27 protein-coding genes and 1 tRNA gene are annotated in these 25,769 nt (G+C 66.4%); 12 read left to right on the forward strand and 16 right to left on the reverse strand.

Features of this window, described 5'->3' with window-relative positions; all coding sequences use genetic code 11:
* Positions 1-446: 446 nt before the first annotated feature.
* From IHE49_RS11585 to IHE49_RS11595, 3 genes are all read right to left on the reverse strand, one after another.
* On the reverse strand, positions 447-1,883 hold the full coding sequence (locus tag IHE49_RS11585; RefSeq protein WP_192157999.1) for a M20/M25/M40 family metallo-hydrolase: 1,437 nt from the start codon (positions 1,881-1,883) through the stop codon (positions 447-449).
* Positions 1,884-1,974: 91 nt separating this feature from the next.
* Positions 1,975-2,385 carry a large-conductance mechanosensitive channel protein MscL gene (gene mscL, locus IHE49_RS11590; protein WP_225578392.1) on the reverse strand — a complete coding sequence of 137 codons (411 nt, stop codon included), beginning with the start codon at positions 2,383-2,385 and terminating at the stop codon, positions 1,975-1,977.
* Positions 2,386-2,614: 229 nt separating this feature from the next.
* Positions 2,615-3,301, reverse strand: coding sequence for a fumarylacetoacetate hydrolase family protein (locus IHE49_RS11595; RefSeq protein ID WP_192158001.1), 687 nt, complete (start codon positions 3,299-3,301; stop codon positions 2,615-2,617).
* A 195-nt stretch (positions 3,302-3,496) separates the two neighbouring features.
* Here IHE49_RS11595 and IHE49_RS11600 point away from each other — a divergent pair, with 195 nt between their 5' ends.
* From IHE49_RS11600 to IHE49_RS11615, 4 genes are all read left to right on the forward strand, one after another.
* Positions 3,497-4,744, forward strand: a complete 1,248-nt coding sequence (locus IHE49_RS11600) for an efflux RND transporter periplasmic adaptor subunit (protein ID WP_192158003.1) — start codon at positions 3,497-3,499, stop codon at positions 4,742-4,744.
* 69 nt (positions 4,745-4,813) lie between these two features.
* Complete coding sequence (locus IHE49_RS11605; protein WP_192158005.1) at positions 4,814-5,500, forward strand: ABC transporter ATP-binding protein; 687 nt, start codon at positions 4,814-4,816, stop codon at positions 5,498-5,500.
* Positions 5,501-5,510: 10 nt separating this feature from the next.
* On the forward strand, positions 5,511-6,677 hold the full coding sequence (locus IHE49_RS11610) for an ABC transporter permease (RefSeq protein ID WP_192158007.1): 1,167 nt from the start codon (positions 5,511-5,513) through the stop codon (positions 6,675-6,677).
* A gap of 10 nt (positions 6,678-6,687) precedes the next feature.
* Positions 6,688-8,007, forward strand: a complete 1,320-nt coding sequence (locus tag IHE49_RS11615) for an ABC transporter permease (RefSeq protein WP_192158009.1) — start codon at positions 6,688-6,690, stop codon at positions 8,005-8,007.
* 76 nt (positions 8,008-8,083) lie between these two features.
* Here the strand turns inward: IHE49_RS11615 and IHE49_RS11620 are convergent, their stop codons facing one another.
* The 3 genes from IHE49_RS11620 to IHE49_RS11630 all read right to left on the reverse strand — a co-directional run bounded on the left by IHE49_RS11620 (position 8,084) and on the right by IHE49_RS11630 (position 10,896).
* Entirely contained in the window at positions 8,084-9,499 is a 1,416-nt protein-coding gene (locus tag IHE49_RS11620) for a TIGR00366 family protein (protein ID WP_192158011.1), read from the reverse strand.
* A 71-nt stretch (positions 9,500-9,570) separates the two neighbouring features.
* Positions 9,571-10,479 carry a drug/metabolite exporter YedA gene (yedA, locus tag IHE49_RS11625; protein ID WP_192158013.1) on the reverse strand — a complete coding sequence of 303 codons (909 nt, stop codon included), beginning with the start codon at positions 10,477-10,479 and terminating at the stop codon, positions 9,571-9,573.
* 144 nt (positions 10,480-10,623) lie between these two features.
* Positions 10,624-10,896: a hypothetical protein gene (locus tag IHE49_RS11630; protein WP_192158015.1), complete on the reverse strand. Its 273-nt coding sequence runs from the start codon at positions 10,894-10,896 to the stop codon at positions 10,624-10,626.
* A 78-nt stretch (positions 10,897-10,974) separates the two neighbouring features.
* On the opposite strand from IHE49_RS11630, the gene IHE49_RS11635 reads away from it, so the two are divergent.
* Positions 10,975-11,331, forward strand: coding sequence for a Rieske 2Fe-2S domain-containing protein (locus IHE49_RS11635; protein WP_192158017.1), 357 nt, complete (start codon positions 10,975-10,977; stop codon positions 11,329-11,331).
* A gap of 33 nt (positions 11,332-11,364) precedes the next feature.
* On the opposite strand, the gene IHE49_RS11640 is transcribed toward IHE49_RS11635, so the two are convergent.
* The 5 genes from IHE49_RS11640 to IHE49_RS11660 all read right to left on the reverse strand — a co-directional run bounded on the left by IHE49_RS11640 (position 11,365) and on the right by IHE49_RS11660 (position 17,488).
* Entirely contained in the window at positions 11,365-13,206 is a 1,842-nt protein-coding gene (locus tag IHE49_RS11640) for an SLC13 family permease (protein WP_192158019.1), read from the reverse strand.
* Between the two features lie 272 nt (positions 13,207-13,478).
* Positions 13,479-14,213, reverse strand: coding sequence for a tRNA (guanosine(46)-N7)-methyltransferase TrmB (gene trmB, locus IHE49_RS11645; protein WP_192158021.1), 735 nt, complete (start codon positions 14,211-14,213; stop codon positions 13,479-13,481).
* Between the two features lie 4 nt (positions 14,214-14,217).
* On the reverse strand, positions 14,218-15,018 hold the full coding sequence (locus tag IHE49_RS11650; protein WP_192158023.1) for a thiazole synthase: 801 nt from the start codon (positions 15,016-15,018) through the stop codon (positions 14,218-14,220).
* A gap of 50 nt (positions 15,019-15,068) precedes the next feature.
* Complete coding sequence (thiS, locus tag IHE49_RS11655) at positions 15,069-15,269, reverse strand: sulfur carrier protein ThiS (protein ID WP_192158025.1); 201 nt, start codon at positions 15,267-15,269, stop codon at positions 15,069-15,071.
* 65 nt (positions 15,270-15,334) lie between these two features.
* Complete coding sequence (locus IHE49_RS11660) at positions 15,335-17,488, reverse strand: DUF6600 domain-containing protein (protein WP_192158027.1); 2,154 nt, start codon at positions 17,486-17,488, stop codon at positions 15,335-15,337.
* A 168-nt stretch (positions 17,489-17,656) separates the two neighbouring features.
* On the opposite strand from IHE49_RS11660, the gene IHE49_RS11665 reads away from it, so the two are divergent.
* The 6 genes from IHE49_RS11665 to IHE49_RS11690 all read left to right on the forward strand — a co-directional run bounded on the left by IHE49_RS11665 (position 17,657) and on the right by IHE49_RS11690 (position 21,626).
* A tRNA-Gly gene (locus IHE49_RS11665) sits at positions 17,657-17,730 on the forward strand.
* A gap of 64 nt (positions 17,731-17,794) precedes the next feature.
* Positions 17,795-18,262: a RimK/LysX family protein gene (locus tag IHE49_RS11670; RefSeq protein ID WP_192158029.1), complete on the forward strand. Its 468-nt coding sequence runs from the start codon at positions 17,795-17,797 to the stop codon at positions 18,260-18,262.
* A complete protein-coding gene (gene rimK, locus IHE49_RS11675) occupies positions 18,259-19,182 on the forward strand; it encodes a 30S ribosomal protein S6--L-glutamate ligase (RefSeq protein WP_192158031.1) in 924 nt (307 codons plus the stop codon). Before IHE49_RS11670 ends, rimK begins: the two co-directional genes overlap by 4 nt.
* Before the next feature lie 255 nt (positions 19,183-19,437).
* The gene (locus IHE49_RS11680; RefSeq protein ID WP_192158033.1) at positions 19,438-19,653 is read left to right on the forward strand and encodes a hypothetical protein; all 216 of its coding nucleotides are present in this window, start codon (positions 19,438-19,440) and stop codon (positions 19,651-19,653) included.
* A 3-nt stretch (positions 19,654-19,656) separates the two neighbouring features.
* On the forward strand, positions 19,657-20,343 hold the full coding sequence (locus tag IHE49_RS11685; protein WP_192104744.1) for a response regulator transcription factor: 687 nt from the start codon (positions 19,657-19,659) through the stop codon (positions 20,341-20,343).
* Positions 20,343-21,626, forward strand: coding sequence for a HAMP domain-containing sensor histidine kinase (locus tag IHE49_RS11690; protein ID WP_192158035.1), 1,284 nt, complete (start codon positions 20,343-20,345; stop codon positions 21,624-21,626). The genes IHE49_RS11685 and IHE49_RS11690 overlap by 1 nt, the downstream gene beginning before the upstream one ends.
* Before the next feature lie 88 nt (positions 21,627-21,714).
* Here the strand turns inward: IHE49_RS11690 and IHE49_RS11695 are convergent, their stop codons facing one another.
* The 3 genes from IHE49_RS11695 to IHE49_RS11705 are packed head-to-tail and all read right to left on the reverse strand — an operon-like array spanning position 21,715 to position 23,579.
* Positions 21,715-22,149: a hypothetical protein gene (locus IHE49_RS11695; protein ID WP_192158037.1), complete on the reverse strand. Its 435-nt coding sequence runs from the start codon at positions 22,147-22,149 to the stop codon at positions 21,715-21,717.
* 48 nt (positions 22,150-22,197) lie between these two features.
* Positions 22,198-23,142: a serine/threonine protein kinase gene (locus tag IHE49_RS11700; protein ID WP_225578393.1), complete on the reverse strand. Its 945-nt coding sequence runs from the start codon at positions 23,140-23,142 to the stop codon at positions 22,198-22,200.
* Positions 23,139-23,579 carry a hotdog fold thioesterase gene (locus IHE49_RS11705; protein WP_192158041.1) on the reverse strand — a complete coding sequence of 147 codons (441 nt, stop codon included), beginning with the start codon at positions 23,577-23,579 and terminating at the stop codon, positions 23,139-23,141. The genes IHE49_RS11700 and IHE49_RS11705 overlap by 4 nt, the downstream gene beginning before the upstream one ends.
* 63 nt (positions 23,580-23,642) lie before the next feature.
* On the opposite strand from IHE49_RS11705, the gene IHE49_RS11710 reads away from it, so the two are divergent.
* A complete protein-coding gene (locus IHE49_RS11710) occupies positions 23,643-24,692 on the forward strand; it encodes a 2Fe-2S iron-sulfur cluster-binding protein (RefSeq protein WP_192158043.1) in 1,050 nt (349 codons plus the stop codon).
* A gap of 82 nt (positions 24,693-24,774) precedes the next feature.
* Here the strand turns inward: IHE49_RS11710 and IHE49_RS11715 are convergent, their stop codons facing one another.
* A complete protein-coding gene (locus IHE49_RS11715) occupies positions 24,775-25,221 on the reverse strand; it encodes a rhodanese-like domain-containing protein (protein WP_192158045.1) in 447 nt (148 codons plus the stop codon).
* 86 nt (positions 25,222-25,307) lie between these two features.
* Entirely contained in the window at positions 25,308-25,721 is a 414-nt protein-coding gene (locus tag IHE49_RS11720) for a hypothetical protein (RefSeq protein WP_192158047.1), read from the reverse strand.
* Positions 25,722-25,769: the final 48 nt, after the last annotated feature.

Here is a 25,769-nt window from a genome sequence, read left to right on the forward strand (position 1 = left end):
GACGTTGGCGCTCGCTCAAACGGGAATTCGGCGGGGTTGGGCCGTAGCCCAGCAGGTAGTCGATAGCGCGGTGGCCTTTGGTATCGGCCTGGTACGGGTCGGCGCCGGCGTCCAGCAGTGCCTTGATCAGGTCCAGCGAGCCGTTGGCCGCGGCATGCTTCAGGGCGGTGCGGGCATCGTTGCCGAGTTGTGGTGCAAATCAACCTCGGCTTCAGATCGTTGCGTTGACTGACGCGCGATCTCCGGGCAGCAGGCTTGCAACGCCGGCCTGGTCGAACGGCGCAAACCTCCATGAGCGCCATCCTGCCAGCCCCCGGCTAGCCGCCGCGCGCTGCCTGCGTGCGATGACCCGCCGGGCAACCGGCAAGCGCCGTCGACGGCCTCCTGCATGGCCAAGTCCCGGTATGCGCGCACGGGCATGGGCACGTCGTATCGGGAAGCGGGCCTTATTCCTCCGCGCCATCTCCGGCAAAGGCTCCCGGCGCCGATCCGAAGTCGCCGTCCGCCTGCGCCGCCATGTACGACCACGCCGCATACGCGGCCACGTTCTGCGCCAGCTCCTTGGGGTCGACCTTGTCCAGCGTGTCGTTGCTGGTGTGGTGCCAGTCGAAGTAATGCGTCGCGTCCTGGTCGAGGGTGAGCGCGGCCATGCCCTTGGCGTGCATGGCGCCGAGGTCGGAACCGCCGCCGCCGGGACGCCTGGGGTCGTAGGCCACGCCCAGCGGCTTGAGCACGTCGGCGATCTGTTCGATGGCGTGCCGCGCCCCTGGCTTCACGCTGGCGCTGATGCGGTACACCTTGCCGGCGCCGAGGTCGGAGTCGGTGCCGAGCATGAAGTCCGTCACCTCCTTGGCGTGCCTGTCGGCGTAGGCGCGCGCGCCCCACAGGCCCATTTCCTCGTTGGCGAAGGCGATCACGCGGATGGTGCGGTCGGGGCGTTGCGGCAGGTCGTGGATCAGCTTGGCGGCGGCCATCGAGATGGCGACGCCGGCGCCGTCGTCGATGGCGCCGGTGCCCGGATCCCAGGAGTCCAGATGGCCGCCAATGGCGACGACCTGCTCGGGATGCTTGCTGCCGGTGATCTCGCCGATCACGTTGGCGCCGGTGTATTCGCCAACGATGCCGCAGTCGAGGTCGAGCTGCACCGACACCGGCTTGCCATAGGCGAGTTCGCGTTCGAGCTGGTCGGCGTCGGGATTGGAAAGCGCCGCGGCAGGGATCGCCTTGGACGGGTCGCGGAAGCCGGTGACGCCGGTGTGGGCGATGCGCTCGTGCGCGTCGGTGCCAGCCGAGCGCAACAGGTAGCCTGCCGCGCCTTTCGAGGCGGCGATCACCGGACCGGCCACGCGCACCATCGAACCCATGCCGTAGTCGTGGCCGTCCTGGCTGCGCTGCATGCGGTAGCCGACGTAAACGATCTTGCCCTTGATCGTGGCCGGATCGGCGGCCTTCAGCGCCGCGATGCTGTCGAAAGCGATCACCTGCGCGGTGAGGCCGCCCTTGGGCGTGCCAGGGGAATAGCCCAGCGCGGTGAGCACGAGATGCTGCGGGAACGGCGCCACGATGGAGCCGCTCTCATGGCGGCGCACCCACAACGGATAGGTTGCCGGCTCGGTGTAGACCTTGTCGAAGCCAAGCGCCTTGAATTTCGCCACCGCCCAATCGCGACCGGGCTGGTCGTTGGAGCCACCGGCCAGCCGCGGACCGACTTCGGTGGTCAGCGACTGCAGTACGGCATAGGCCGTGCCGTCATTGAGCGCCTTGTCGCGCAATTGTTCAGCCGTCTTTACCGCCGAGGCGGGAATGGTGGTGTCGGCGGCGCTGGCGGCACCTGCGGCAAGCAGCAGGCTGGCGGCGAGCAGGGTGGAAGCGTGATGGCGCATGAATGTTTCCTTTTTCGTGGGGCATGACGCCGCGGCGAACCATGGGTTCGCACACGGCGTGTCTGCGGCGTGTGGCCGCGCGGTGCGGGATTTACTGCCTGTTCTTCAGCAGATCGCGGATTTCGGTGAGCAGGACCACGTCGGCCGGCGGCGCGGCGGGAGCCTCCTCCTTCTTCTTCTGCAGCCGGTTCATCACCTTGATGAGCATGAAGATCGCGAAGGCCACGATGATGAAGGTGATGATGGTGTTGATGAAGCTGCCGTAGTTGATCGCCACTTCGGCGATCTTGTGCTTGGGGTCGCTGTCGTCGGCAGGCTTGAGCACCCACTTCATCGCCGAGAAGTCGATGCCACCGGTGAGTACGCCGATCGGCGGCATGATGACGTCGCTGACCAGCGAGCTGACGATCTTGCCGAACGCGCCGCCGATCACGATACCGACGGCCATGTCCAGCACATTGCCGCGCATGGCAAACGCCTTGAATTCCTGCAGCATGCTCATTGGTGCTACTCCCCGATGGTGACGAGCCGGATGGCCGGGAAACTCTAGCGCAGCACGCACAGTTTCGGCATCAGTGACGCCGGCAGATTCCGGGTTTGTCCGAGGTTCCACGAAGCCGTGTGGCCTTGCCGAAACCGATAGATGGCAGTGCTTGGCGCAGTGCTTGCTTGGCGGGCAAGCCAGGCCGCGCTGCCGGATGGCAGCCACGGCAAGGCAAGCCACAGGCGGATCAGACGATCCGGCAATCCAGCTCGGCGTAGCCGGCCAACTCGGCGCGGACATGGTCGCCGCGCTCCAGCGCCGCCACGCCGGCGGGTGTGCCGGTGAACACCAGGTCGCCGGGTTGCAGTTCGAACAGTGTGGACAGCGCGGCGAGGATGTGCGGCACGTCGTGGATCATTTCGCCCAATGGCGCGTGCTGGCGCATGCCGCCATTCACCGTGAGCCGAAGCTCGGTATCCGGGGCGGGCAGCGCACCCGCCACCGGCCGCAGCGCCGACACTGGCGCGGAATGGTCGAAGGCCTTGGCCACGTCCCAGGGATGGCCCTTGGCCTTGGCCTGTGCCTGCAGGTCGCGGCGGGTGAGATCCAACCCAACGCCTACGCCCCACACCAGCGCGGCGGCATGTTCCACCGGCACATCGCGGCCGCCGGCGCCCAGGGCGAGCACCATCTCCACTTCGTGATGGAGCTCGTTCGTGAGGGTCGGATAGGGGACATCCTTGCCGTCGGCCACCACGGCATCCGCCGGCTTGCAGAAAAACATGGGTCGCCCGCTTTCCACCGCGGCACCCATCTCCTTCGCATGCTCGGCGTAGTTGCGGCCGATGCAGAACACGCGGCGGATCGGGAAGCGCAAGGTGTCGCCGAGGACCGGCAGGCTGGTAGGAACAGGCGGGGCGATGACGTAGTTCATGTGCGAGAGCCTAGCGGGTAGCTGTCGGTCCAATCCTTACCGGGTCGCGCCAGGATGTCGAGCAGCGGGTGGATCCTGCGCCCGGCACATGTTTGCACGGACGGGATGACATCTGTCATCGTCGATGGCTGATAACCACCCGTGGCCGCGATGGCCCGGGAGCGCTACGGTGTCGCGCATCACGGAGTCACGGGGATGACGGTGAGCCAAGCCGAGTTGCTGAAGGAACTGCGTATCGAAAAACACCAGCGCGACGACCATCGCCAGGGCCCGGCGCGCTGGCCGTGGATCGTGCTGGCGGTCGTGGTGTTGCTGGCGCTGATCGGCGCCGGCACATGGTGGGTGGGGGGGCATCGCGCCATCCCAGTGCAGACCGTGGCCGCGGTATCGCCGGCCAGTGACCCCGGTGCCGGTGCTGTGCTGCAGGCCACCGGCTACGTCACCGCACGTCGACAGGCCACGGTGTCGGCGCAGATCACCGGCACGCTCACCGAGGTGCGGATCGAGGAAGGCGACCATGTGAAAAACGGCCAGGTGCTGGCCCAGCTGGACGACAGCGCCTACAAGGCTGCGTTGGACGCGGCACGGACGCAGGCCGCCGCCACGCATGCGCTGGTTGCGCAATACCAGGTCCAACTGGCGCAGAACCTGCGCGATGCCGCGCGCCAGCAGTCGCTGGCCGAGCAGGGTCTGGTGTCGAAGCAGACGGCCGAGCAGGCGCGCACACTCGCCGACAGTACGCGCGCCCAGCTTGTCTCACAGCAGAAGACCGCGGCGTCGGCCGATGCGCAGGTGGTCGAGGCGCAGGTCAATTTCGACTACTGCGTGATCCGCGCGCCGTTCGACGGCGTCATCACCACCAAGGACGCCCAGGTGGGCGAGATCGTCTCGCCGTTCTCCGCCGGTGGCGGCTTCACCCGCACTGGCATCGGCACCATCGTCGACATGGATTCGCTGGAAGTGGACGTGGACGTCAACGAGGCCTATATCGGTCGCGTGAAGCCGGACATGCCTGCCGAAGCGGTGCTCGATGCCTACCCGGACTGGAAGATTCCTGCCCATGTGATCGCCATCGTGCCCGCCGCCGACCGCGGCAAGGCCACGGTGAAGGTACGCGTGGCGATGGAGCAGAAAGATGCGCGCATCGTGCCCGACATGGGCGTGCGGGTGTCCTTCCTCGAACAGAAAGCGACGAGCGTGGCGCAAGCACCCAAGGGCGTGCTGGTACCGGCCAAGGCGATCGCCCAGCGCGACGGGCGCAGCGTGGTGTTCGTGGTCGCCGGTGGCAAGGCGCAACTGCGTGCGGTACTGCCGGCGGCGCAGAGCTACGGCGACATGAAACTGATACCCGATGCGTTGCAGACGGGCGACGCGGTGGTGCTGTCGCCGCCGGCCGAGCTGCGCGACGGCGCGGACGTCCAGACGGAAAAATCATCTCCCTGATTGCCGTGCCTGCGCGAGCGGGCACGTATCTGCCTCCATCCATCCGGCCAATATCCACGGAGCAATGCCATGGACACACTGATCCAGATCCGCGACCTTTCCAAGGTCTACGCGCGCGGCAAGCAGAAGGTCGAGGTACTGCACCACATCAACCTCGACATCGCCGAAGGCGACTTTCTCGCGCTGATGGGGCCGTCCGGTTCGGGCAAAACCACCTTGCTCAACCTGATCGGCGGCCTCGATTCGCCCAGTGCCGGCAGCATCAGCGTGGGCGGTTCGCGCATCGACCAGCTGGGCGGCGGTGCGCTGGCGAAGTGGCGTGCGTCCAACGTCGGCTTCGTGTTCCAGTTCTACAACCTGATGCCGATGCTGAGTGCGCAGAAGAACGTGGAACTGCCCTTGCTGCTGACCAAACTCTCGGGTGCGCAGCGTAAGAAGAACGCGGCCATTGCGCTGCAATTGGTGGGGCTGGCCGAGCGGGCCTCGCACAAGCCCAGCGAACTGTCCGGCGGCCAGCAGCAGCGTGTGGCGATTGCCCGCGCGATCGTCTCCGATCCCACCCTGCTGGTCTGCGACGAACCCACCGGCGACCTCGACCGCCAGTCCGCCGAAGACGTGCTCGGCCTGCTGCGCACGCTCAACCGCGAGCACGGCAAGACCATCGTGATGGTCACCCACGATCCCAAGGCTGCCGAGTACGCCAACCACACCCTGCATCTGGACAAGGGCACCCTCGTCGAACAAGTGACGGCTTGAGGACGACGCCATGAAATACTTTCATCTCGTCTGGGCCGCGCTGTTCCGGCGCAAGACCCGCACCATCCTCACCCTGGTGTCGATTGTCGCGGCGTTCCTGCTGTTCGGCATGCTGGACGCGGTACGCACCTCGTTCGATCAGGCCGGGCAGAGCGCAAACGGCGCCGAGCGCCTGCAGACCGGCTCGAAACTCTCCTTCATCCAGACCCTGCCGCAGTCGCTGGGTGCGCAGATCGCCCAAGTGCCGGGCGTGAAGATGGTGACGTACGCAAACTGGTTCGGCGGCGCCTACCAGGACCCGCACAACCAGGTCTTCAGCTTCGCGGTGGCGCCGAACTATCTGGATGCCTATCCCGAGATCCAAGTGGATCCCGCCCAACGCAAGGCGTTCGACGACTTGCGCACCGGGGCACTGGTCGGCGAGACGCTGGCGGAGCGCTTCCATTGGAAGGTGGGCGACAAGATCCCGATGCAGTCCACGATCTTCCCGGACAAGAGCGGCAACAAGACCTGGACCTTCGACATCGTCGGCATCATGCACGCGAAGGACAAGAAGTCCGCGGGCTTCTACGACCAGATGTTCCTGCTGCACTGGAAGTACTTCGACGAGACCACGCCGTACAACCGCGGTACGGTAGGCTGGTACGTCACCCGCGTGGCCGACGTGAACCAGGCCGATCGGGTGGCACGAGCGATCGATGCCTTGTCGACGAACTCCGACCACGAGACGCGCACGCAGACCGAGCAGGCCGCCACCGCGAACTGGATGAAGCAGCTGGCCGACATCGGACTGATCGTGGGCTCGATCATGGGCGCGGTGTTCTTCACCCTGCTGCTGTTGTCGGGCAACACCATGATGCAGGCGGTGCGTGAGCGCACGTCCGAACTCGCGGTGCTGAAGACGATCGGCTTCTCCAGCCGCAGCGTGCTGGCGATGGTGCTGGCCGAATCGGTGCTGCTGCTGCTGATCGGCGGCGTGGTCGGGCTGGGGCTGGCCGCGGTGCTGATCCCCGGCGTCAGCGCGCACAGCGGCGGCATGCTCAACCTGCCGACTGTGGGCGCCGGTAGCTGGGTGCTGGGTCTGGTGCTGATGGTGCTGATCGGCCTGTTGGTGGGCGCGCTGCCGGCAGTGCGCGCGATGCGACTCAACATTGTCGACGCGCTGGCCGGGCGTTGAGGAGCGAGCCATGAAGAAATTCCTGATCAATCTGTCCCTGCTGATCGCGCTCGCCGTGGCACTGGCGATCTGGGTGAAACTGCCGTGGCCGGCTGTAGTGGTGCTGGCGGCGCTCGGTGCGCTGTGGATGGCGTTCACTCGCCGAGGCCGACAAGCTGCTTCGGTCACCGGCGTAGGTGTCAGTACCTTGCGCCAGCGGCTGGGCTCGTCTGCGGTGATCGTGATCGGCATCGCCGGCGTGGTCGGCGTGCTGGTGGCGTTGCTGGCGATGGGTGAGGGTTATAGCCAGACCTTGCTCAAGACCGGCAATGCGGACACTGCCATGGTGATGCGCGGTGCTTCGGCTTCCGAGGTGATGTCGGTGCTCGATCACGACAGCATCGTGCAGGTCGTGCAGACACCGGGCATCGCACGCGATGCCAAGGGACAGCCGCTGGCCTCGCCCGAGCTGGTGGTCGCCGCCAACCTGCCGTTGAAAGGCGGCAGCGCCGACGACGAAGGCAGCGTGCAGTTGCGCGGCGTGGGCGACGAGGCCTGGGCGGTGCGGCCACAGGTGAAGATCGTCGAGGGACGCAAGTTCAACCCGGGTATGCGCGAACTCGATGTGGGCAAGGGCGCAGCGCAACAGTTTGCCGGCCTGGTGCCTGGACATCAGGTACGCCTCGGCAGCCAGTTGTGGACCGTGGTGGGCGTGTTCGCCTCCGGCGATGCGATGGATTCGGAAGTGTGGGGCGACGCCAACGTGGTGGCCGACACCTACCGCCGTGGCAGCAGCCGCGCCTCGGTCGTGGCGAAACTCGCCAATCCGCAGGCGTTCGATGCGTTCAAGGCCGCACTGGCGGCGAACCCGCAGCTGAAGGTGGATACGGACACCACGCTGGCCTACTACGCCAAGCAATCCGAAGGCATGACCACGGTGATCCGCATCATGGGCATCACGGTGGGTCTGATCATGGCGATCGGCGCGATGTTCGGTGCGCTCAACACCATGTTCGCCGCGGTGGCCACACGTGCCCGCGAGATCGCCACGCTGCGTGCGATCGGCTTCCGTGGCCTCCCGGTGGTGGTGGCGGTAATGCTGGAGACCATGCTCCTGGCCTTGCTCGGCGGCGTCATCGGTGGTGCGCTGGCGTGGCTGATCTTCAATGGCTACGGCGCCTCCACCCTGGCCGCCGGCACGGTAGGCAAGCTCAGCTTCCAGTTGGCAGTGACGCCCGAGTTGCTCTGGACGGGCCTGAAGTGGGCACTGGCGATCGGCTTTGTCGGTGGCCTGTTCCCCGCCGTGCGCGCCGCGCGACTGCCGGTGACCACGGCGTTGCGCGAACTGTGATCGGACGTCGACTGTAGGAGCGCACCCTGTGCGCGAACGCTCTTCGCCAAGAGCCATTCGCGCACAGGGTGCGCTCCTACGGCATTACCGGCGGCACGTACTGCAGCGTCAAGCCCAGCAGCCACAGCAAGCCGAGCACCAGCGGTATGTGCACGGCGAGCTGCACGAAGGTGTAGCCCACCACGTCGCGTGCCTTGAGGCCCAGCACGCCGAGCAGGGGCAGCATCCAGAACGGATTGATCAGGTTGGGCAGCGCCTCGGCGGCGTTGTACACCTGCACCGCCCAGCCGAGGTGCACGTGCAGGTCCTTCGCCGCCTGCATCACGTAGGGCGCCTCCACCAGCCACTTGCCGCCGCCGGACGGCACGAAGAAGCCAAGGATGGCGGAATACGCGCCCATCACCGCGGGGAAGCTGTCGGTGCTGGCCACGTGCACGAACAACTGCGACAGCCGGTGCGCCAGCGTCGCGCCGCCTGCGCCCTGCGCATGGGTGAGCAGGGAGGCGATGCCGCCGTACAGCGGAAACTGGATCAGCACACCGGCGGTACTCGGCACCGAGCGTGCCACCGCGTCGAGGAAGCTGCGCGGACGCCAGTGCAGTAGCAGGCCCACCGTGAGGAACAGGAAGTTGTAGGTGTTGAGGTTGGCAATGGCGCTCACCACTGACTTGGTGGCGAACTCGTGGCCGAGCCAGCCCAGGCCCAGCAGGCCGATCAGCACCGCCAGCAGCGGGCTGTATTCCAACCACTCACCGGGACGCTGGCGCGGTGGCAGGTCCGGTACGGCGGCGGCTTCGGTCACGCCGAAATCGCGCGCGGTGCGCGCGTTGCGTTTCGACGGCGCGGTGAACCAGCACACCAGCAGCGAAGCGCCGATCAGGCAGGCGGTGAGCGCGAAGGACTGCCACAAGAAGATGGTGCTGGTGAACGGCAGCACGCCGGTGATTGCGAGCAGGCCGGGCGGCATGCTGGCTGGATTGGCCTGCAGTTGCGCCGCGGACGAAGAGAGGCCCATCGCCCACACCGCGCCGAGGCCGAGATACGCCGCCGCGCCGCCTGCGCGGTAGTCCATGTGCAGCTCCTCGCGTCGCGCCAGCGCGCGCACCAGCAGACCGCCGAACACCAGCGAGAAGCCCCACGACAGCAGCGAAGCCAGCATGCTCACCAGAGCCACGTAGCAGATCGCGCCGCGCCCGCTCTTCGGCGCCCGCGCGAGGAGGTCGATGAAGCGCGCCACCACCGGTGCGGTGGCCACCACGTAGCCACCGATCACCACGAAAGCCATTTGCATGGTGAAAGGGATCAGGCTCCAGAAGCCATCGCCGAACGCATTGACGGCGACAACGGGCGTCGCGCCGAAAGCCAGCGCTGCGATCGCCACGATCACCACGCCCAGCGCCGCGAACACCCATGCGTCGGGGAACCAGCGCTCCGACCAAGCCGCGCTGCGCAGCGCCAAGCGCGCCATCAGGCCTTCGTTCGTCGCATTCATGCGGTCCCCCTCGCGTTGTCGCCGGCATGGTGACGTGCGTTGCGCAGGCGAGGCAAGCCGACAATGGTCGATCAGTTGCGTCGCCTATGTGCGGTCATGATTGCCGCGACGCCAAGCAGGATGACCATCATGCCCACGATTCCGGAGGGGCTGATGTGCTCGCCCGCCAGCAGCACGCCAAGCAGCACCGCCACCGGCGGGTTCACGTAGGCATAGCTGGTGGCAAGCGCGGGACGCGCGTGCTTGAGCGCATAGAGGAATGCGCTGAAGCCGATCAGCGACCCGAACACCACGAGATAGGCCATCGCCAGGCCGGCACGCAGCGTGACGTGCGCCGGCAGGTGCTCGCCACCGCCGAAGCCCATGACGAATTGCGCCGCGCTGCCGCACAGCATCTGCGCGGCGGTGTTCATCGGGCCGGTCGGCATGTCCTGCTGCTTGCTCCACACCGACCCGAAGGCCCACGCCGCTGCACCGAGCAACAATGCCAGCGCAGCGATATGCGAACCGGCGAGCGAGCTGCCGAGGTTGAGCACGATCACGCCCGCGAAACCGACCACGAGGCCCAGGGCTTCGCGGCGATTTGGTCGATGGCCATACCCGATGCCGAACAGCGTGGCGAACAGCGGCATGCTGGCCAGCGCGACGGCGGTGATGCCCGAGCTTACGTATTGCTCGGAGAAACTCATCATGCCGTTGCTGATGCCAAGCAGCAGCACGCCGGTGACCGCCGCGTTGCGCCACTGCCGCGGTGTGGGCAAGGCCACGCCGCGCAGGCGCAGGAAGCCGAACAGCAGCGTGCCGGCAATCAGGAGGCGCACGCCGACGAGCAAAAACGGTGGCCAGCTCTCCAGGGCGAAACGGATGCCGAGGTAGGTCGAGCCCCAGATCACGTACAGCACCAGCATGCTCAGTGGCAGCAGCAGGCGGGAATGGTCGGTCGCGGCATCTATCGCGCCGGGAGCGGTGACATCGTTCATGGGGACTCGGCGTGGGGCATCGCGGTGTCGGCGATGCTGCGCATGATGGATGAGGCGCGTGCCGAGTGACAGCAACGGTATGGCATATCGGGCCACAACGAGCCCGATCCCGGTGCGGCATCGCGCGCCGGATGCGCTCGCGGATCAGTGCGCGACAGGCCCCTGGCGGATAACCACGAACTCGCCTTCCAGCACCTCCGGCGCCGGCTTGCCAGGCTGGGTCGCCGAGGTCGCGGGCATGCGCGGCCTCCGCCACTGGCGCCACGCCAGCCACACGCCGCCGCCGAGCAGCAGCACGCCGGCCAAGGCCAGCCCGAACACCAGCAGCACGCCTACCACGGCCACGCCAACCAGCAATGACAGGGCGCGCGCCAGCGGGTGGCGGAAACGACGGGGCGAGGGCAGGTTGAGGCGCATGTGTTAAAAATCCGTGTGCTAAAATCAATGACTTACGTGCGCAACGATGAGGCCATCTGGCCCGCAGGACAAGTGCCGATGGATACCCTTTCCCCCGCCACCTTGCTATGTCGCCTGGACGATGTTCCCGACGGCGGCGCCACCGCGATCGAAGGCGTGGCGGCAGTTGGTGGCGAAAGCGTGATCGTCGTACGCCGCGGCGACGAGTTGCGCGCCTGGCTCAACATCTGCCCGCATGCGGGTCGTCGGCTGGACTACGCACCGGGCATGTTCCTGCTCAAGGACGAACTGTTGATCTGCGCCGTCCACGGCGCGAGTTTCAATCGCAACGACGGTGCCTGCGTGGCCGGTCCGTGCCGCGGCGAGCATCTGCACGCGCTGGGGGTGGAACTGCGCGATGACGAGGTATGGCTTGTCCTTCGCGACCGCCCTTGATTGCAGAAGCGCGCAGGCTTTTAGCTGCCCTTCTCAGCTGAAAAGCAGGTTGATCGAGACCAGGGTGACAATCAGCATCGCCAGCGTCAGCGGTGCGCCCACGCGCAGGAAATCCTTGCCGCGGTAGCCGCCGGGGCCGGTGACCATCATCAGCGCGGGATGGCCGGAGCTGAGCAGGAACGTGTTGGACGAGGACACCGCCACGATCAGCGCGTAGGCCGACGGATTGCCGCCGGTGGCAACCGCCACCGAGATCGCGATGGGCACCATCATCACCGTGGCGCCCACGTTGGACATCACCTGGGAGAACAGCAGCGTCAGCACGGCGAGGGTGAGCTGCAGCACCCACGGCGAGGCGTGGCCGAGGTAGTGCAGCACGTACTGCGCCAGCCACGCGGCGGTGCCGGTGGCGTCCATCGACCAGCCCAGCGGGATCAGGCAGGCGGTGACGAAGATGGTCTTCCAGTTGATCGCCTTGTAGGCCTCGTCCATGTTCAGCACGCCCGACAGCAGCATGCCCACCGCGCCGCACATCATCGCCACCGAGAGATCGAGGTTGGTAAACAGCGCGAGGCACTTGGCCAGCACGAAGAAGCCCACCGCCTGCCAGACCTTGCCGGGACGCTGCTCATCCTTCGGGATGTCGGTGACCACCACGAGGTCGCGGTCTTCCGCCGCCAGCGAAAGGTCGCGCCAGGTGCTGTGCACCACCACGGTATCGCCCGCGCGCAACGTCACCGCGCGCACGTCGTCGCGCAGCACCTGGTCGCCGCGGTTCACGGCCAGCACCGAGATGCCGAAGCGCTTGCGCAGGCGCAGGTTGCCGACGGTCTGCTTGATGAAGCGCGACACCGGCGGAATCACCACTTCGGAAATGCCCGCGCGCGTCGGGTTGAACAACTCGCTCAATTGGCGCATGCGCGTGGAAAGCTTGCACAGCTGGTTGTTGGCGAAGCGGTTGAGTTGCTCGCGCGGGCCCAGCACGCCGAGTACCGAGCCTACCCAGATCACCAGATCGGCTGGCGGCGCCATGCGCGACTCGTTGCCGCTCTTGATGGCGAGGATCAACGGCGCGTCGTGCAACTGCTCGGCCTCACCGATGCTCATGCCTACCAGCGGGCTTTCGGCGGTGACGGTAAGCTCGGAGGTCTCGCCGGCGATGCCGTAGGTGTCGGCAAAGTAGCTCTCGGTGCGACCGGGCGTCACCTTTAGCCGTTCGTCCTCATGGCCGGGCAGCAGCTTGCGCCCGAAGAAGTAGAAATAGCCGATGCCTACCAGGGCCAGCGCCAGGCCGGCCGGGGTCACGCTGAATAGGCCGAACTTAGGGATGGTGTGCGCGCCGGGCAGCAGGTTCGCGTTCGCGCTGGCGATCAGGTCGTTCAGCACGATCAACGGGGAGTTTGCGATCAGTGTGGTGTTAGTGGCGGTGAGGATGCAGAACGCCATCGGCAACAGCAGCCGCGACAACGGCACGCCGGTGCGCGCGGAAAGGCGGCTGGATACCGGGATCATCAGCGCGGCCAGTGCCTGGCTGGGGATCACCGCGCTGAACAGGCTGGCCATGATGTTGATGACGAGACCCAGGCGAGACTCCATGCCCTTGGCCAGTTTCATCACCATGTGCGCGGTAAGGTTGAGCACGCCGGCGCGGTCCAGTCCCTCGCCCATGATCATGATCGCGATGATCGCGATCACCGCGTTGCCGGCGAAGCCGTTGAACACCCGTTCGGAAGGGATCACGCCGGTCAGGCCGATCACCACCACCACCAGCAAGGCCACCATGTCGGCGCGGATCCACTCCAGCACCAGCATCAGCATGGTGAAGCCCACCAGCCCGAGCACCAGGATCATTTCGGGGGTGAGCGCGAGTGGCATCAGCGCGCTCCCCGCCGGGGCGTCGAGTCGTGGAGTGGCAGTGGCGAATTCACGCTGCGAAGCTCGTCCCTGGCTGGGTCGGACAAGTATAAGTGGCGAGGCGCAAGGGCTGGTGAATCGTCGCTTTTCCCTTTCCCCGGAGGGCAGGGTGAAGGGCCGGTTTGCGACGATGCTTGCTGTGAGATGGACCGCGCAGCGTAACCCTTCGCGCCCCTTCTTCCCACAGGGGGGGTAGCGGGGCTGACGAAACCCCGCCGGAGGCGGCATTGCTTTTATTTGATGGGAGTTTGGCGATAGAGCAGATCCCACACCCCGTGCCCCAGCTTCAGCCCGCGCCGCTCGAAGTGGGTCTCGATGCGCCATGCCGGCTTCTCGGCGTACTGGCCAGGTGCAATGGCGTTGCGCCAGTCGGGCGCGGCCTCCATCACTTCAAGCATGTACTCGGCGTAGGGCTGCCAGTCGGTGGCGAGGTGCAGGAGGCCGCCGGGTGCCATGCGCGAGGCGAGCAGGGCGACGAACGGAGGCTGGATGATGCGGCGCTTGTTGTGGCGCTTCTTGTGCCAGGGGTCGGGGAACCAGATGCGTGCCTCGGCCAAGGTGCCGGGGGCGATCTCGTTTTCCAGCACTTCCACCGCGTCGTGCTTGTAGAGCCGCACGTTGCGCGCATCGCGCGCGGCCAGGGCGTTCATCAGCCGGCCCACGCCGGGGCCGTGCACCTCGATGCCGAGATAGTCGCGCGCGGAATCGTGCTCGCTGGCCCATGCCAGCGCCTCGCCGTTGCCGAAGCCGATTTCCATCACCAGCGGCGCGTTGCGTTCGAAGCGGGCGGCATAGTCCTGCGCGCCGCCGCTGTAGTCGATGCCGAAGCGCGCCCAGTGTTCGTCGAAGGCACGTTGCTGTGCCGGCGTCATGCGGCCCTCGCGCAGCACGAAGCTGCGGATGCGGCGCATCACATGCGGATGCCCGTCGTGGTCGGGTTCGCCGTCGCGGTCGTGCGTGTCGCTCATGGAATCAACCGATGGTGCCGTCGATCGGGCTGGATGCCGACGCGTAGCGCTTGCGCGGAATGCGGCCGGCCTTGAACGCGGCGCGGCCGGCCTGGATCGCCAGCTTCATCGCGTGCGCCATCAGCACCGGATCCTTCGCGCCGGCGATGGCGGTATTCATCAGCACGCCGTCGCAGCCCAGTTCCATCGCCACCGCGGCATCGGACGCGGTGCCCACGCCGGCATCGACGATGATCGGCACCTTGGCGCTCTCCACGATCTCCAGCAGGTTGTAGCGGTTCTGGATGCCCAGGCCCGAGCCGATCGGCGCGGCCAGCGGCATCACCGCGACGCAGCCGATTTCCTCCAGCTTCTTCGCCAGGATCGGGTCGTCGCTGGTGTACACCATCACGTCGAAGCCGTCGGCGACGAGGATCTCGGCAGCCTTCAGCGTCTCGACCACGTCGGGGAACAAGGTCTTCTGGTCGCCCAGCACTTCCAGCTTTACCAGTTTGTGGCCGTCCAGCAGCTCGCGCGCCAGCTTGCAGGTGCGCACCGCGTCCACCGCGTTGTAGCAGCCGGCGGTATTCGGCAGCAGGGTGAATTCGTTGGGCGGCAGCACATCGAGCAGGCTGGGCGTGTTGGCGTCCTGGCCGATGTTCACGCGGCGGATCGCCACGGTGACGATTTCCGCGCCGGCTGCCTGGGAAGCCGCGCGGGTCTCGTCGAAATCCTTGTACTTGCCGGTGCCGGTGAGCAGGCGCGAGGCGTAAGTGGTGCCGGCGATGACCAGCGGGTCGGTGACGTCGAGGGTCTTGAGATTCATGAATGGCCTTCAGCGGCATGGGCCGCGGGGTAGCGAATGGCAGCGCGCGATCAACCGCCGCCGATGGCGTGGACGATCTCGACCTGGTCGCCTTCGGCGAGCGCGTGGCTGGCGTGCTGGCTGCGCGGGACGATTTCGCGGTTCAACTCCACCGCCACGCGTCGGCCACCGTAACCGGCGACCTCCAGCAACTGGGCAATGGTGATGGAAGGCGCGCAATCGCGCGGCTGGCCGTTGAGCGTGATCTGCATGCGGCCATTGTAGCGGCTGGCGACGCATCGCTCTCCCCCTGAATTCAGGGGGAGAGCCTTGAAGCTCAGTGTTGCTGGTCGGACTTGCTCGGTGGCGGTGCCTTGCCCGACGACTCGGCGTGTTTCTGCGGTTGCGATTGCGGCTGTGCGGCAGGGCGTGGTGCTTCGCGCTGCTGCGGGTAAGGCCGGGCGAAATCGCTCGGTGGCTGGTAGGACGGGTGCGGTTGCTCGTAGCGTTGCGGAGCCTGGTCCTGCGGCTGGTAGGTTGGCTGGCGTGGCTGCACGCTGGCCGGCGCGTTGTTGTTTTGGGGCGGTGCATAGTTTTGTGGCGCACGTTCGAAGCGTGGCGGTTGCGGCAACGTATTGTCGCGATAAGCGGGCTGTGGGCGTGCCTGCTCCGGGCCGGAGATGTAGCTCACACCGGGTCGCGGCTGCGTTTCCGCAGCTGGCGCACGGCGGATCGGTTCGACCGTGGGCAGGTTGCGTCCGTCCGCGTTCGCATCGGGGCGTGCGAAGCGGGCCGAGGGCAAGGCATCCGCCTGCGGCGGAGCAGGTTGCACGTGGCGCACGTTCGGCAATCCGGCAGAAGGATTCGGACCGGGTATCGGGCGTCCCTGCATGGATGCGGCGCGGTTCGTGCCGGTTTGCGTGTCCAGCACGCGCACATTGTTGAATGGCGCAGCCGGACGGCTGTTCGTCGGAGCGAAGTTCGCGTGGACCGACGGCAACGCGGCCGGCGGCGGCGTGCGTGCCACCACGCTGCGGCGGAAGTCGGTGGTGGGAAGCGGGCGCATCCGCGGGCTGATCGGTTGCGCCACGCCGCGCGGCGTGGGGCGCAGCGCAGTCACGCCGGCGGTCATCACTGGCGCAGCGGCGAGCCGGCGCGGATCGACGCGCAGCATGTCGCGCTGCACGCGCTGGCCACCGGCGAAGGCCGAGCCGGGCATCGCGGTAAAGCCGCGCGGGGCACTGCGGTTCGCATAGTTGATGCCTTGCGGTGCGCGGCCTTCGCGATAGAAGTTGTACTGGTTGTTGATGTTGTTGATCACCGTGCTGCGGTACGTTGCGTTGTGCACGTAGATGTTGGCGGTATTGATGCGCTGGTAGTACGCACGGTCGCAGCGGTACCAGGGGTTGTAGACCTCGCCCGGACCCAGCGGGAACCAGCCCACCGGCGCGCCGCCGCCGAGGCCGGCGGACACGCTCCAGCCACCGCCGCCCACGAAGGCCACCAGCGCTGGCGCGTACACCGGGCGGGTCGCCCGCGGTCCGGGAATCCAGCCCCATGCGCCACGGATATAAGCCCAGCGCCCGTAGTGGTACGGCGCAAAGCCCCATGGCGAATCGTCCACCCAGGTCCAGCCCCAAGGCGCGATGTATGCCCAGTGGCCCTCGCGGTAGGGCGCCCAGCCTGCGGGTACCTGGTTGGGGTACCAGACTGCGCCGTAATCGGGCGAGTCCTGCCAGTTGCCGTACTGGTCGAGATCCTGGTAGCCCACCACGTCGGCGGATACATAGCGCGTGGCGTCGGATTGCGCATAGCGCTGGTCGCGTTGGCTGCACCAGGCGTCGAAGGCGTCGCCGCCGCCGTAGTCGGTGATCGAAAGCGCCGCCAGCGTCGCGTCGTCGAACTGGTAGCTGCGTCCGGCGAACACGTCGCGTTGTGCGCTGTTCTCGCCGTATACCGTGGCCTGGCCCTCGAATACGACGACGCGCGTGCCGTTGCCGTCGTTATCCACGTCGATGCGATAGGTGCCGGGCTGGTTCACCACCAGCGCCAGGGTGGGCGTGTCGATCTCGTAGCTCTGCCCTTGATCGAGGTTGCGAACGCTGAGGTTCAACGTGCCCTGCGTGAGTTCCACCTGCGCGAGGTTGTCGTTGAGGTTGAGCATGCCGAAGTCGGTGCCGCTGCCCATGCGCAGGCTGGCACCGCCCAATTCCAGCTCCGCGCGCGCGCCGTCTCCGGTGGAGAGGCGATCGCCGGTGGCCAGTGGCCGGTTGAGGTCGGCCGCTGCCCAGTCCTGGCTGCCGGCCGGCAGAAAGCCGAGATCGCCGCCGACGTAGGACAGGCGAGCCACGCGATCCGGCGGTGCACCGTTGTCGCCGCCGTTGTCGGTGGATTGCGCCTGGGCCAGCGTGGCTGCGGCGCACAGGAGCAATGCGGCCAGCGACCGCCAGCCGAGGCGCCCAGGGGCACACAAGAAAGCAAGCACACGCATCGAAGTCTCCGGGTTCCATCCGCATTGCGCGGGACGGCACAATTATGCGCACGGCATGGAGCGCGCGTTGTTGGGTTTCCGTGCCGGAGCGCTCATGGTTCAGCCGGCGGATACCCGGGAGCGGCGATTCCCACCGCGCCGCATCCCGGTTACCATCCGCGGGCCGACGCGGGTGTAGCTCAATGGTAGAGCTGTAGCTTCCCAAGCTACTGACGAGGGTTCGATTCCCTTCACCCGCTCCATTGCTCCCCCCAGCAATAATCCTGCTGCTTCCCATCGCCACCCCCAGCGAGCGCGATTGCATCGATGACCGATCCGGCCAATCCGAGTCCGATCGTGCTGGGCTGGCGCGAACGGTTGGCGCTGCCGCGACTCGGCATCGCCCAGCTCAAAGTCAAGCTTGATACCGGTGCACGCAGCAGCGCGCTGCACGTGGAGTCGCTGGAGACTTTCCTGCGCGAAGGCATCATGTGGTTGCGCTTCACCGTGCGCGCCGGCCGGTACCCTTCGGACACCGTGTGTTGCGAGGCGCCGGCGCTGGATCGGCGCATGGTCACCGATACCGGCGGCCGCCGCACCGAGCGCTGGTTCATACGCAGCGAAATCCTGTTGGCCGGGCGGCGTTTCGAAGCTGAGATAAACCTGACCGACCGGCGACACATGCTCTTCCCCATGCTGCTCGGCCGCAGCGCCCTGCACGGGCGTTTCGTGGTCGATCCCGCGCGTGCCTACACCCAACCCAGGCTGCTGCCAGCGGCCACGGATCGTTCATGAAGATCGCCATCCTCTCGCGCAACGCGCGGCTGTACTCGACCCAGCGACTGGTGGACGCGGCGCGCACGCGCGGCCACGTAGTGCGCGTGCTCGATCCCCTGCGTTGCTACGTGCGTATCGCGCCAGGCGACGTGGCGATCCGTTACAAGGGCAAGCCGGTGCGCGACCTGGACGCGACGATTCCGCGCATCGGCACGCAGAGCACGTTCTACGGCACTGCGGTGCTGCGCCAACTGGAAATGATGGGTGTGTACACGCCGAATTCTTCCGATGCGGTGCTGCGCGCGCGCGACAAGCTGCGTTGCCTGCAGATCCTTGCTGCACAGGGCATCGCCATGCCGGTCACCGTGTTTGGCGACAATCCCGACGACACCGGGGATCTGCTCGCGATGCTGGGCGAGCCGCCGCACGTCATCAAGCTCAACGAAGGCACCCAGGGCACCGGTGTGGTGCTGGCCGAGAAGCGCAGCGCCTCGCAGAGCGTGATCGAGGCTTTTCGCGGCCTGTATGCGAATTTCCTGGTGCAGGAGTTCATCGCCGAAGCGAAGGGCCGCGACCTGCGCTGCTTCGTGGTCGGCGGCAAGGTGGTGGCGGCGATGCAGCGCGAAGCCAGCGCCGGCGACTTCCGTGCCAACCTGCATCGCGGCGGCAGTGCGAAGCCGGTGAGGTTGAGTGCGGCGGAGCAACGTATCTCCGTGCTGGCCGCCGATGCGCTTGGGCTGGGCGTCGCCGGCGTCGACCTGTTGCGCTCCGAGCGCGGCCCGCTGGTGCTTGAAGTGAATGCCTCGCCGGGGCTGGAAGGGATCGAGGCGGCCACCGGGGTGGACGTTGCCGGCGCAATCATCGGATTGCTCGAGGCACAGGTGCAGGCAGGTGAAACGAAACGTGGCGTGCGTCGCGCCAAGAAAAACGCGACGTGAACGACTATGCGTGCGTTAACCGGGTCCTAACCCCGGGGCTTCTATAACCATTCTGCTGACGCTGCCAGAGACGACCCATGCGGTTCTCAACGGTGGATGGCGGTGACGGGACGAGCCCAATCCGGATGTGGCGGTATTCGCCACATCCGTTTTTTTTTGATTTGTTTGTGCGTTCGTCCTTGAACGCGAAGATCAAACGGGCGTGTTTGTTTCAGCGTTCGTCCATGAACGCGAAGGTCAAACGGGCGGCCATCCATGGCCGCACTCTTCAAGAGACGCCGCTTCGGTTCGGGGTTTGCGGTGGGGGCGCGAAGATCCGGCGCGAAGATCGAGCGGACGCCTTTTCCGTGGCCGCTCTTCTCCGAGAAAAGCCATGACATTCAGGCCGCGGCAGGTTTGCGGCAGGTTTCACGTGGCGCGAATGTTAAGCTTGCCACTCGGGCCGGCAACGCCGGCGGCATTGCGGAGTGACGCATGCGCGTACTGGTGATTGAAGACAACAGCGATATCGCGACCAACATCGGCGATTATCTGGAAGACCGTGGCCATGTGGTGGATTTCGCCGGCGACGGCGTCACCGGCCTGCACCTGGCGGTGGTGCACGATTTCGACGTGATCGTGCTCGACCTCACCCTGCCTGGCCTCGATGGCCTGGAAGTGGCGAAGAAGTTGCGCCACGAGGCGCACAAGCAGACGCCGATCCTGATGCTCACCGCGCGCGACGCGCTGGAGCAGAAGCTCACCGGCTTCGAATCGGGTGCCGACGACTACATGACCAAGCCGTTCGCGCTGCAGGAACTCTCCGCGCGCCTGGAGGTGCTGGCGCGTCGCGGCAAGGGCCCGCAGAGCCGGGTGCTCAAGGTGGCCGACCTTACTTTCAACCTCGACACGCTCACCGTGAGCCGTGCGGGCAAGGCCATCCAGCTCAACCCGATCGGCCTCAAGCTGCTGCAGGCGCTGATGGAAGCCAGCCCTTCGGTGGTGACACGACAGGATCTGGAGCAGAAAGTGTGGGGCGAGGAACTGCCTGATTCCGATTCCCTGCGCGTGCACATCCATGGCCTGCGCGCGGCTATCGACAAGCCCTTCGACAAACCGCTGATCCACACGCGGCATGGCATCGGCTATCGCATGGTCGAGCCCGACGCTGTTCAAGCTTGATGCAATCCCGGCGCAAACTCCGTTTCCGCCTGATCCTTTCCTTCGCGCTGTTCGGCTTCGGCCTCAGCGCGTTGTTCGCTGTGGCTTCGCTGTACGTGCGCGCCAAAGTGGAGGACCAGCTGGTCAACACCAGCATGCAGAACGACGTGGATCAGGCGGTGGACAACGCTATCTATCATCCCGACCAGGAGTTCCATTCCGAACTGATCGAGGGATGGGTGAAGAGCGACCGCACGCTCTACAAGATGCCCTTGGCATGGCAGAGCCTTGGCAGCGGCGTTCACGACATCTATGAAACCGATGCCAAGGGCCGGGAGCGGCACTACAAATTGGCGGTGCGGCGCAAAGACGGAATCATCGGTTTCACCCGTTACGACATCAGCCGCGAGGATCTGGGCAAGCGCCAGCTGATTACCGCTTTGATCGCAGTGGTAGTGCTGTTCAGTCTGCTTTCTCTGGCCATTGGTCTATGGTTGTCGCGCAAGGTGCTGAAGCCGGTGACTCAGCTCGCGCAGCGCATCCGTGACTTCCGCAAGGCCGGCAAGGCCGAACCGTTGGCGCAGCATTTCGCCGACGACGAAGTAGGTGAACTGGCACGGGCATTGGATGACTATTCGTCACGTCTCACCGCGATGGTGGAGCGCGACCGCGAGTTCAACTCCGACGTAAGCCATGAACTGCGCACGCCGCTGGCGGTGATTTCCAGTACCACTGAACTGCTGCAGGGTTCGCCCGACCTTACGCCAAAATTGGCCGAGCGTCTGAAGCGCATAGAGCGCGCCTCGCGCCAGGCCACCGAACTGATCGAGGCGTTGCTGCTGCTGTCGCGCGCCGAGCGACGCGGCCCAACTCGCGGAGAAACCACCGAGGTGGCCAAGGTCGCTGCCGACGTGATCGAGAGCCAACGCCCGCAGCTACGCGGCAAGCCAATCGAGATCGAGCTGACGGCGCGCGAGTCGCTCAGCGTCAACGCGCCGGCCTCGGTGCTGTCGGTGGCCCTCACCAACCTGATCGGCAACGCGATCAAGTACACGCTGGAAGGCACCGTGCGTGTCGAAGTTGGCGCAGGCCGCATCGAGGTGATCGACACCGGCCCAGGCATCAAGCCCGAGGACGCCGAGAAGCTTTTCCAGCGCGGCGTACGCGGCGAAGGCGCGGGTGGCAGCGGTGCGGGCCTTGGCCTCGCCATCGTGCGCAGGCTGTGCGAGCTCTACGGCTGGCAGGTGTCCATGCGTCCGCGCACCGACGGCAACGGCGCCATCGCCAGCATCGTGTTCGGCTGACGTCACTGTAGGAGCGCATCCCGTGCGCAAATGCTTTGGCTTCGATTAAACGTCAAAGCATTCGCGCACAGGGTGTGTTCCTACAAGCTCAACGCAGCTTCAACGCCAGCCACGACAGCAGTGCAAGCAGATTGATGCCCAGGTGCGCGGCGGCGGGCCCGCCGACGGCGAGCACGAAGCCCTGGCTGGCGAAGTGTGAGGTCAGCCCCAGGTGGGGCGGCAAGTGCAGCGTGGCAAACACGTTGACGTAGCCGCCGCAATGCAGTGCATAGGTGAATACCGGCGTGGCGATCAACGGCAGTTGCAGCAGCTGCGCCCAGCTTGAATAGCGCACGCCGCGTTCGTCGTTTTCCAGCAGCAACACGCCCGCCACCAGCACGAAGGCATACAGCGCCAGCCCGATCAGCGCGACCACGCTGTCGCTTGCGCGGAAAGGCAGCAGGCGGTACAGCATCAGGATCATGCCGTAGCAGCCGCCGGCCACTTCGAGGATGCCGATCAGGCGGAGCAGGATGGTGCGCACGCGAAAGTCCCGTTGGTAAAGCCGCAAGCTTAGGTCATGGGGGCTCGTTCAATCGAGAGCGTCGGCCAATTCGTGCAGGTCGGCGATGTGTTCGTCCCACCAGCGTGCCTCGGCCGCGAACGGGAAGGCCGCCGGGAAGGCGGGATCGTGCCAGCGCTGGGCGATCCACCCCGCGTAGTGCAGCTGGCGCATCGCGCGCAGGGCGGGTACCAGCGCCAGTTCCGCATGGTCGAAGTCGCGCAGGTGGGCATAGCCGTCCAGCAGCGCCTGCATTGCCGCGTCGTCGTTGGCGAGCATCCACAGGTCCTGCACCGCGGGTCCCGTGCGAGCATCGTCGAGGTCGACGAAGTGCGGGCCGGCATCCGTCCACAGGATGTTGCCGGGATGGCAGTCGCCGTGCAGACGCAAGGTGCGGACAGGGCCGACGGTATCGAGGCGCGCGGCGACGGCTTGGTCCAGCCGTTGCGCCGCATTGCGGTAGCCGTCTTGCAGATGGGCCGGAAGCAGCGACGAAGCCAGCACGGCCTGGATTGGCTGCGCGATCATCGTGCGGCGATCCAGCGTGTCGCGATGCGCGAATGGACGCCGTGCACCCACCGCATGCAGGCGCGCGAGCAGGCGACCCAGCCATTCCAGCTGTTCGCGCGATTCCAGCGCCGGTGCGCGGCCGCCATGGCGCGGCGCCAGTGTGTAGCGGAAGCCGCCATGCAGCAGCAGGCTGCGGCCGCCGAACGACAGCGGCGCCACCATCGGCACCTCGTCGCCGGCCAGCTCCTGCGCGAACGCGTGCTCCTCGAGGATGGCCGCGTCGCTCCAGCGGCCGGGGCGATAGAACTTCGCGATCACCGGTGACGCATCCTCGATGCCAATCTGCCACACCCGGTTCTCGTAGCTGTTGAGCGCGAGCAGGCGGCCGTCCGGCCACAACCCGCAGGCACTCGCGGCGTCGAGCACCAGGTCGGGAGTGAGGCTGGCGTAGGGAGCGGCGTTCAACGTGGCGCCACGGCTTCGGCCGGCACCACTGCCATGGTGATGCGGGAGATGCATACCAGCTTCTGCCGAACGTCTTCGATGCGGATTTCCCATACCTGGGTGCTGCGGCCGAGGTGTAATGCTTTCGCCGTGCCAGTGACGATGCCTTCGCGCACGCCGCGCACGTGGTTGGCATTGATCTCCAGCCCCACCGCGCGGAATTGCACCGGGTCGAGCGTGAGCATGGCGGCAGTGCTGCCCAGGGTTTCGGCCAGCGCCACCGAGGCGCCGCCGTGCAGCAGGCCGTAAGGCTGATGGGTACGGGCATCCACCGGCATGGTGCCCCGCAACCAGTCCTCGCCAATCTCGGTGATGCGTATGCCCAGCGCCTGCATCAGCGTGTTGGCGCTCCATGCGTTGATGCGCGAGAGGTCGGTTGCCTGCTGCCAGATGGCCATGGTCTATCCTCGTGAAACAGGCACGCATTGTCGGCCGGGGAGCATCGCGGCGACAATGTGCGCGTGTTCACCGTCACCCTGAAAAGCACCGGCCGCCGATTCGACGTTGCCGCGGGCGAAACCGTGCTGGAGGCCGCGCAGCGCGCCGGCATCGCGTTGCCGTATTCGTGCCGCGCGGGCGTTTGCGGCAGCTGCAAGGCTACCCTGCTGACCGGCCGCTGCGAGTACCCGCGCAACCCGCCCCTGGCGCTGGATGCGGACGAACGCGCTCATCGAGCGGTGCTGCTGTGCCAGGCGGTGCCGGCCAGCGACCTGCTGCTGGAGGCGCGCGAGGTGGCCTCGGTGGAGGACATCGCATGCCGGCGGCTCACCGTGCACGTGGCCAGCAAGCGACTGCTGGCGCCCGATGTCACTGGCCTCTACCTGCAACCCGCCGACGGCCAGCAGCGCCTGCAATGGCTGCCTGGACAGTACCTCGACGTAGTGCTGGAGGGCGGTCGGCGCCGGTCGTTTTCCATCGCCAACGGGCCGCAGGCGGACGGCAGTATCGAACTGCACGTGCGCCATGTTGCCGGCGGTGGCTTCACTTCGCAGGTGGCCGGTGCCTTGGCCGTGGGCGACACGCTGTGCATCGAGGCGCCACTGGGCACCTTCGTGGCGCGCGAGGATTCGGAGCGGCCGATGATCTTCGTTGCCGGCGGCACCGGCATCGCGCCGGTGAAAGCCATCGTTGAGCACTTCATCGAACTCGGCACGCGCCGCGCGATGGACGTGTACTGGGGCGTACGCCATGCGGCGGATCTGTACCTGCTGCCGCAGATCGAGCAATGGCGGCGACAGGCCAAGCAGTTGCGCTTCCACGCGGTGCTGTCGGAAGAGGGGCTGGCTTCCGGCCTGCGCGTGGGGCTGGCGCACGAGGCGGTGCTGGCCGACCATGCCGACCTCTCGGCGCACGATGTCTACATGAGCGGGCCGCCCGCGATGATCGACGTGGCACGCCATCGCTTCGTGGCGGCGGGCTTGCCGGAAGAACGGCTTTACTACGACTCGTTCGAGTACGCGCCGGATGTGCTGGCGCAGATCATCGCCGCGCGGGCAGGTTTTCATCCGTAGGAGCGCACCCTGTGCGCGAAAGCCTTTGCCCTGATCGGGCATCAAAGCCATCGCGCACAGGGTGCGCTCCTGCGGCATTCCGTTATTTGTTGCCCTTGGCCACCGGCAGTTGCGCCTGCTGCCAGGACAGCACGCCGCCGCCCAGGGTATAGACCTTCTGGAAGCCGGCCTTGGCCAGCCGCTGCGCGGCCTTGGCCGCATTGCCGTTGCCGTCCTTGTCCATCACCACCACCGGCAGTTCCTTGGCCTTGGCCAGATCCTTGTTCTCGGGGTCGAACTGGCTCATCAGGACATGGCGTGCACCGGGCACGTGCATCTTCTCGAAGTCGGCGATGGCCGAGAGATCGATCAGCAACGGGTTGTCGCGGTTGATGATGAGGGTGAGCCCGGCCGGCGTCAGCACCTTGATCTTGCTGAACAGTTCACCGAGTTGCACCACGATCAGGGCGACCAGCAGGATCGCGAACAGCGCAGCCAGCGCTGCATGGTTGCCGATGAACTGGGGCAGCTTGTGCAGGAAATCTTGCATGTGGGTTCCACGGGCGCGGCGATCGCGCCGTTGCGTTCAAACCGGCGATTATAGGCGATCCGGGTGCCGGCCCCGCGCTGGCCGGCTCAGTTCGGATCCAGGTCGGGCGGTCCGCTTTCCAGCCACCAGTGCTTGGCCTTTTCGTCGTAGCGCCAGAGCTGATGCACGATGATGCTGCGCTCGGCCTGGGTGTGATTGTTGATGAAGCTGATGCGTACCGTCTGCTTCACCTCATGGTCGTTCAGCGCCACCGGGCCGGAGCCGTCGTCGTAGTCGCTCACACGCACCTGCTGGTAGCGCGCAAGGTCGAAGTCGGTGGGCGGGTGCGCCTTGAGCACTTCGGGGTCGACGTATTGCAGGCCGCTCTGCAGGCCATCCCAGCGCACCGCGCCGCTGTAGGCATTGAGCGTGGTCACCAGGCTGTCGTTGCGGACGTCCTTCATGCAACCGGTGAGGAGTGCAGCAGCGGCGACGGCAAGTGGAGGCAGGATGTGGCGCATGGACGTTCTCCCCGGTAACCCGTGCATTCTGCGGTGGCGGGCGCGCCG

Origin of the sequence: Rhodanobacter sp. 7MK24 (assembly GCF_014842995.1) — a bacterium.
Taxonomy (GTDB): Bacteria; Pseudomonadota; Gammaproteobacteria; order Xanthomonadales; family Rhodanobacteraceae; genus Rhodanobacter_A.

Bases quoted from the DNA above. Each gene is read 5' to 3' on its own strand.
- IHE49_RS11585 (WP_192157999.1), bottom strand. From the start codon at position 1,883: ATGCGCCATCACGCTTCCACCCTGCTCGCCGCCAGCCTGCTGCTTGCC.
- mscL (WP_225578392.1), bottom strand. From the start codon at position 2,385: ATGAGCATGCTGCAGGAATTCAAGGCGTTTGCCATGCGCGGCAATGTG.
- IHE49_RS11595 (WP_192158001.1), bottom strand. From the start codon at position 3,301: ATGAACTACGTCATCGCCCCGCCTGTTCCTACCAGCCTGCCGGTCCTC.
- IHE49_RS11600 (WP_192158003.1), top strand. From the start codon at position 3,497: ATGACGGTGAGCCAAGCCGAGTTGCTGAAGGAACTGCGTATCGAAAAA.
- IHE49_RS11605 (WP_192158005.1), top strand. From the start codon at position 4,814: ATGGACACACTGATCCAGATCCGCGACCTTTCCAAGGTCTACGCGCGC.
- IHE49_RS11610 (WP_192158007.1), top strand. From the start codon at position 5,511: ATGAAATACTTTCATCTCGTCTGGGCCGCGCTGTTCCGGCGCAAGACC.
- IHE49_RS11615 (WP_192158009.1), top strand. From the start codon at position 6,688: ATGAAGAAATTCCTGATCAATCTGTCCCTGCTGATCGCGCTCGCCGTG.
- IHE49_RS11620 (WP_192158011.1), bottom strand. From the start codon at position 9,499: ATGAATGCGACGAACGAAGGCCTGATGGCGCGCTTGGCGCTGCGCAGC.
- yedA (WP_192158013.1), bottom strand. From the start codon at position 10,479: ATGAACGATGTCACCGCTCCCGGCGCGATAGATGCCGCGACCGACCAT.
- IHE49_RS11630 (WP_192158015.1), bottom strand. From the start codon at position 10,896: ATGCGCCTCAACCTGCCCTCGCCCCGTCGTTTCCGCCACCCGCTGGCG.
- IHE49_RS11635 (WP_192158017.1), top strand. From the start codon at position 10,975: ATGGATACCCTTTCCCCCGCCACCTTGCTATGTCGCCTGGACGATGTT.
- IHE49_RS11640 (WP_192158019.1), bottom strand. From the start codon at position 13,206: ATGCCACTCGCGCTCACCCCCGAAATGATCCTGGTGCTCGGGCTGGTG.
- trmB (WP_192158021.1), bottom strand. From the start codon at position 14,213: ATGAGCGACACGCACGACCGCGACGGCGAACCCGACCACGACGGGCAT.
- IHE49_RS11650 (WP_192158023.1), bottom strand. From the start codon at position 15,018: ATGAATCTCAAGACCCTCGACGTCACCGACCCGCTGGTCATCGCCGGC.
- thiS (WP_192158025.1), bottom strand. From the start codon at position 15,269: ATGCAGATCACGCTCAACGGCCAGCCGCGCGATTGCGCGCCTTCCATC.
- IHE49_RS11660 (WP_192158027.1), bottom strand. From the start codon at position 17,488: ATGCGTGTGCTTGCTTTCTTGTGTGCCCCTGGGCGCCTCGGCTGGCGG.
- IHE49_RS11670 (WP_192158029.1), top strand. From the start codon at position 17,795: ATGACCGATCCGGCCAATCCGAGTCCGATCGTGCTGGGCTGGCGCGAA.
- rimK (WP_192158031.1), top strand. From the start codon at position 18,259: ATGAAGATCGCCATCCTCTCGCGCAACGCGCGGCTGTACTCGACCCAG.
- IHE49_RS11680 (WP_192158033.1), top strand. From the start codon at position 19,438: ATGGCCGCACTCTTCAAGAGACGCCGCTTCGGTTCGGGGTTTGCGGTG.
- IHE49_RS11685 (WP_192104744.1), top strand. From the start codon at position 19,657: ATGCGCGTACTGGTGATTGAAGACAACAGCGATATCGCGACCAACATC.
- IHE49_RS11690 (WP_192158035.1), top strand. From the start codon at position 20,343: ATGCAATCCCGGCGCAAACTCCGTTTCCGCCTGATCCTTTCCTTCGCG.
- IHE49_RS11705 (WP_192158041.1), bottom strand. From the start codon at position 23,579: ATGGCCATCTGGCAGCAGGCAACCGACCTCTCGCGCATCAACGCATGG.
- IHE49_RS11715 (WP_192158045.1), bottom strand. From the start codon at position 25,221: ATGCAAGATTTCCTGCACAAGCTGCCCCAGTTCATCGGCAACCATGCA.
- IHE49_RS11720 (WP_192158047.1), bottom strand. From the start codon at position 25,721: ATGCGCCACATCCTGCCTCCACTTGCCGTCGCCGCTGCTGCACTCCTC.